The organism is Mesorhizobium sp. (assembly GCF_041661565.1).
Classification (GTDB): Bacteria; Pseudomonadota; Alphaproteobacteria; order Rhizobiales; family Rhizobiaceae; genus Mesorhizobium.
The window spans coordinates 1-5,320 of the sequence record NZ_JBAZUD010000222.1 but is presented as its reverse complement, the minus strand read 5'-3'; the positions used below and the strand labels follow the sequence as shown (position 1 = coordinate 5,320).

Genomic DNA, 5,320 nt, shown 5'->3' with positions numbered 1-5,320 from the left:
CGCTCACGAAGATCATTTGAAAGCGCTCGCGTCATCAGATGCTGGCCTCCAATCCAGCCAGCATCTTGAATCACAATCAAGCCTCGATGGGAATCCTACGATTCTCTAAAAGAAGGAAACGCTCTAGCCGCGCTGGCCCTGACGCGCGGGCATCCCATGTCTTCTGTTGGCGACAGATAAAGGGAGAGCGACACCATGACCGGATCCGCCAAGGCCACCGTCTTCATCGACAATGACCGCGTCATCGTCACCGAATACCGCTTCCAGCCGGGGGACAACACCGGCTGGCATCGCCACGGCCACGACTATGTCGTCGTGCCGTTGATGGACGGCAAGGTGAAGCTGCTGACCAAGGATGGTGAAACCTTCGCCGAGATGAAGAAGGGCGCCCCCTATTTCCGCCAGGAAGGCGTCGAACACGACGTCATCAGCGCCACTGAGGGCGAGTACGCTTTTATCGAGATCGAGCTGAAGTAGCTCTCTTGTCCTGGTTCGGATATCTGATGTCAAGCTATCTGCCATCTGATGGCAAAGACCAGTTGGCCAATGATTCCCAAGAAGCGATCTGAAATGGCCGAGCCGCAGCACTTAGTCCGGAGCGCAAAGGCACGCGATCTGGCACATCGACTTGCGCGCCGCGAGAATCGTTCGATCGCAGACGTGGTCGTCGGGCGCTTGAGTCGTACGAGATTCGTGAAGCGGGGCGGGAGCCTGCGTCCGCTGGGGACCGACATCGATCTCGATGACGTGATCCGTGACGGCCGCGAAGCGATCAGGTCTCACGTGGGATTTCTGAAGCGAAGCCAGAGTATAGAGCATTTCCAGGGCCCGCGAGCCTCGCCTACGGTGAAGTCGTAAGCGCGTTCAGGTCGGCGGCGTCCCGTTCTCCGCCAGCACTGCGCCGGCCAGATAAAGCGACCCGCCGATCAGAATGCGCGGCGGCGGGCCGTCCCAGGTGTCGCGCAGCAGCATCAGCGCATTGGCGACGGAACTCACCGGCTCCGCCGAAAGGTCGGCCTCGGCGGCGCGGATCGCCAGTTCGTCATTGGGCACACCGGCATCGCTCATGCTCACCGGCACGGTGTAGACATGCCGGGCGAGGCCCTTGAAGGCGCGGAAATAGCCGCTCTGGTCCTTGGTGTTGATCATGCCCGAGATCAGGAACAGCGGACGCGGGTTCTTCTCCTCCTGCTCGGCCAGCGCCTCGGCAACGACCACGCCTGCGCCCGGATTGTGGCCCCCGTCGAGCCAGATGTCGGCGCCCTTCGGCGCCAGTTCGGCCAGCTTGCCCTGCAGCAGCTTCTGCATCCGGCCGGGCCAGGCGACCTGGGTCATCGCCTTTTCGGCTGCGCGGTGGCTGATCTCGAAGCCGGCCGCCTTGACCGCGGCGATCGCCGCTGCCGCGTTGGCGAACTGGTGGCGCCCGGGCAGCCTTGGCGGCGGAAGGTCCATCAACCCGTCCTCGTCCTGGTAGACCATTCGGCCATTTTCCTCGAAGGCGAGAAAATCCTGGCCATAGACGAGGGTGGGACAGTCGAGCCGCTCGGCGGTCTCGATCAGCACCTGCAGCGCCGTCTCGCTTTCCTGCGCGCCGATGACCACCGGATGGCCGCGCTTGATGATGCCGGCCTTCTCGGCGGCGATCAGTTCGACACGGTCGCCGAGATAAGCCTCGTGGTCGAGCGACACCGGCATGATCACCGATACGGCAGGCGCCTTGATGACATTGGTGGCGTCGAAACGGCCGCCGAGCCCGACCTCGATGACGGCGGCGTCGGCGGGATGTTCGGAAAACAGCAGGAAGGTTACGGCGGTGAGGATCTCGAAGACGGTTATGGTCTGGCCTTCATTGGCTCTTGCGACACGGCCGATGGCGTCGGCGAAGACCTTGTCGTCGACCAGCCTGCCGCCGCCATCGGCGGCCAGGCGGTAGCGCTCGTGCCAGTTCACCAGATGCGGCGAGGTGTGGACATGCACGCGGTAGTCCGCGGCCTCGAGCAGGGCGCGCGAAAAGGCGGCGCAGGAGCCTTTGCCGTTGGTGCCGGCGATGTGGATGACAGGCGGCAGCTTGTCCTGCGGATTGCCCAGCCGTTCCAGCAGCCGCGAAATGCGATCGAGCGAAAGGTCGAAACCTTTCGGATGCAGCGCCATCAGGGCTTCGATTTCGCGGTCGGCGGCGAGCGTCGTCATGAAAGGGTCCTAGCGCAAGGCCCCGAAAATCGGGATCGGTTTTCGGAGCAATATGGGCCATGCCGCGCCGGCATCCGCCGCAACGTCATGGGCGCCGGTTCGTGCCGAGTCAGGCCTGCGGCCTGGCTTCCGCCGAAATCACCGCCGGCGGCAGGATTTCCGGCTCAAGCGGCTTCTGCTCTTCCGGCAGCTTGAGCAGCATTTTCAGCAGCCTCGCGATGGTCTGGCGCAATTCCAGCCTGGACACCACCATGTCGACCATGCCGTGCTCCATCAAATATTCGGCGCGCTGGAAGCCGTCGGGCAGTTTCTCCCGGATGGTCTGTTCGATGACGCGCGGCCCGGCAAAGCCGATCAGCGCGCCGGGCTCGGCGATGTGAACGTCACCAAGCATGGCATAGGATGCGGTGACGCCGCCGGTGGTCGGGTTGGTCAAGACGACGATGTAGGGTAGGCCGGCTTCCTTCAGCCGGTCGACGCCGACCGTGGTGCGCGGCAATTGCATGAGGGACAGTATGCCTTCCTGCATGCGGGCACCGCCCGACGCGGCGAACAGGATCAGCGGCCGCTTGCGCTGCAGCGCCACTTCGAAACCATGCACGATCGCGTCTCCGGCGGCCATGCCGAGCGAGCCGCCCATGAAGGCGAAATCCTGTACCGTGACCATCACCGGCAGGCCTTCGACGGTGCCCAGCGCGTTGATGATGGCGTCCTCGAGGCCGGTCTTGGCCTTGGCGTCCTTCAGCCGGTCGACATAGCGCTTCTCGTCGCGGAATTTCAGCGGATCCTGCATCACCTTGGGGTTTTCCAAAGTGTCGTATCTGCCGTCGTCGAAGAAGAATTTCAGCCGTTCCTTGGCCGAGATCTTCATGTGATGGCCCGACGACGGGATGACGTATTGGTTGGATTCAAGATCCTTGTGGAACACCATCTCGCCGGTCTCGGGATCCTTGATCCAGAGGTTCTCGGGCATGTCCACGCGCCGGCCGAGCATCGAATTGATCCTCGGGCGAACGTAGTTGGTGATCCAGTTCATCGCTTCGGCTCCTGTCCTGACGAAGAGTTAGTGCATGCCCAAAAATGCGGCCATGTTTTGGAATTGCATGCACAAGACCTGAGGTAGGGAAACTATTCGGCGGCAGCAAGGCGGGCGGCGCGCACGCCTTGGGCAAGGCCGCTGACCAGGGTGGCGACCGCTTCGGCCGGGTCGGCGGTCTTTTCCCCATTCGGGCCCAGCACATTGGCGACGGCGTTGACGATCGCGGTTCCGACGACGACGCCGTCGGCATTGGCTCCGATCACACGCGCCTGCTCGGCGGTCTTCACGCCGAAGCCGACACAGACCGGCAGGCCGGTATGGCTCTTGATGCGTTCGACTGCCGCCGCCACCTTGCCGGTGTCGGCCAGAGCCGAGCCGGTGATGCCGGTCATCGAGACATAGTAGACGAAGCCCGATGTGTTCTGCAGCACCTTGGGCAGGCGCTTGTCGTCCGTGGTCGGCGTCGCCAGGCGGATGAAGTTGACGCCTGCCTTGAGCGCCGGAATGCAGAGTTCCTCGTCCATCTCAGGCGGCAGGTCGACAACGATCAGTCCGTCCACGCCGCTGGCGATCGCGTCCTTGAGGAAACGGTCGACGCCATAGACGTAGATCGGGTTATAGTAGCCCATCAGCACGATCGGCGTCTCGTTGTCGGCGGCCCGGAACTCGGACGCCATCTTCAGCGTCTTGACCAGTGTCTGGCCGCCCTTCAGGGCGCGCAGGCCGGCCGCCTGGATGGCGGGGCCGTCGGCCATCGGGTCGGAAAACGGCATGCCGAGCTCGATGATGTCGGCGCCCGCCCGCGGGAGCGCCTTCATGATCGACAGCGAGGTCTGGTAGTCCGGGTCGCCGGCCATGAAATAGGTGACGAGAGCCGGACGGCCTTCGGTCTTCAGCTGCGCCATGCGGCGGTCGATGCGCGTGGTCATCCTAAAGCTCCATCCCCAGGATCTTGCCCACCGTGAAGATGTCCTTGTCGCCCCGGCCGCACAGGTTCATCACGATGATCTGGTCCTTGTCCATCTTCGGCGCGCGCTTGATCACCTCGGCCAGCGCATGCGCCGGCTCCAGTGCTGGAATGATGCCTTCAAGCCGGGTGAGCAGCTGGAACGCCTCGAGAGCCTCCGAATCCATGATCGGCACGTATTCGACCCGGTTGATTTCCTTGAGCCAGGAATGTTCCGGTCCGATGCCGGGATAGTCCAGGCCGGCGGAGATGGAATGGCCTTCCATGATCTGGCCGTCCGATGTCTGCAGCAGATAGGTGCGATTGCCGTGCAGCACACCCGGCGAGCCGGCGGTCAGCGAGGCGCAGTGCTCCTCGCCCTCGAGCCCCTTGCCGCCCGCCTCGACGCCGACGATCCGCACATCCTTGTCGTCCAGGAACGGATGGAACAGGCCGATGGCGTTCGATCCGCCGCCAACGGCTGCGACCAGCAGGTCGGGCAGCCGCCCTTCCGCCTCCAGCATCTGCTCCTTGGTTTCGCGGCCGATCACCGACTGCAGGTCGCGCACGATTTCGGGATAGGGATGCGGGCCTGCCGCGGTGCCGATCATGTAATAGGTGTCGTCGACATTGGTCACCCAGTCGCGCAACGCCTCGTTCATCGCGTCCTTCAGCGTGCCATGGCCGGACGTCACCGGCACCACTTCGGCGCCGAGCAGCTTCATGCGGAAGACGTTCGGCGCCTGGCGCTGCACGTCGGTGGCGCCCATGTAGACCACGCAGGGCAGGCCGAAACGCGCAGCGACCGTGGCGGATGCCACGCCGTGCTGTCCGGCGCCAGTCTCGGCAATGATGCGCGTCTTGCCCATGCGCTTGGCCAGCAGGATCTGGCCCAGGCAATTGTTGATCTTGTGGGAGCCCGTGTGATTGAGCTCGTCGCGCTTGAAATAGATCTTGGCCCCACCGAGGTGTTCGGTCAGGCGTTCGGCGAAATACAGTGGGCTGGGCCGGCCCGTATAGTGCTTGTTGAGATACTCGACCTCGGCCTTGAACGACGGATCGTTCTTGGCGAATGTCCAGTGCTTCTCCAGGTCGAGGATCAGCGGCATCAGCGTCTCGGCGACGAAACGTCCGCCGAAAATACC

At 63.5% G+C, this 5,320-nt stretch carries 5 protein-coding genes and 1 pseudogene; 2 read left to right on the top strand and 4 right to left on the bottom strand.

Annotated elements, in window-relative coordinates:
- Positions 1–195: 195 nt before the first annotated feature.
- On the top strand, positions 196–477 hold the full coding sequence (locus tag WC739_RS24390; protein WP_372955557.1) for a cupin domain-containing protein: 282 nt from the start codon (positions 196–198) through the stop codon (positions 475–477).
- 93 nt (positions 478–570) lie between these two features.
- A pseudogene (locus WC739_RS24385) lies at positions 571–768 on the top strand (plasmid stabilization protein); the annotation flags it as partial.
- A 96-nt stretch (positions 769–864) separates the two neighbouring features.
- Here the strand turns inward: WC739_RS24385 and WC739_RS24380 are convergent.
- The 4 genes from WC739_RS24380 to trpB all read right to left on the bottom strand — a co-directional run.
- Positions 865–2,190 (bottom strand): folylpolyglutamate synthase/dihydrofolate synthase family protein, encoded by a 1,326-nt coding sequence (locus WC739_RS24380; protein ID WP_372955556.1) that lies wholly within the window; start codon positions 2,188–2,190, stop codon positions 865–867.
- 109 nt (positions 2,191–2,299) lie between these two features.
- The gene (gene accD, locus WC739_RS24375) at positions 2,300–3,226 is read right to left on the bottom strand and encodes an acetyl-CoA carboxylase, carboxyltransferase subunit beta (protein WP_372955555.1); all 927 of its coding nucleotides are present in this window, start codon (positions 3,224–3,226) and stop codon (positions 2,300–2,302) included.
- A gap of 92 nt (positions 3,227–3,318) precedes the next feature.
- Entirely contained in the window at positions 3,319–4,158 is an 840-nt protein-coding gene (trpA, locus tag WC739_RS24370) for a tryptophan synthase subunit alpha (protein WP_372955554.1), read from the bottom strand.
- Position 4,159: 1 nt separating this feature from the next.
- On the bottom strand, positions 4,160–5,320 hold a 1,161-nt coding region (gene trpB / locus WC739_RS24365; protein ID WP_372955553.1), incomplete at its 5' end, for a tryptophan synthase subunit beta.

Bases quoted from the DNA above. Each gene is read 5' to 3' on its own strand.
- WC739_RS24390 (WP_372955557.1), top strand. From the start codon at position 196: ATGACCGGATCCGCCAAGGCCACCGTCTTCATCGACAATGACCGCGTC.
- WC739_RS24380 (WP_372955556.1), bottom strand. From the start codon at position 2,190: ATGACGACGCTCGCCGCCGACCGCGAAATCGAAGCCCTGATGGCGCTG.
- accD (WP_372955555.1), bottom strand. From the start codon at position 3,226: ATGAACTGGATCACCAACTACGTTCGCCCGAGGATCAATTCGATGCTC.
- trpA (WP_372955554.1), bottom strand. From the start codon at position 4,158: ATGACCACGCGCATCGACCGCCGCATGGCGCAGCTGAAGACCGAAGGC.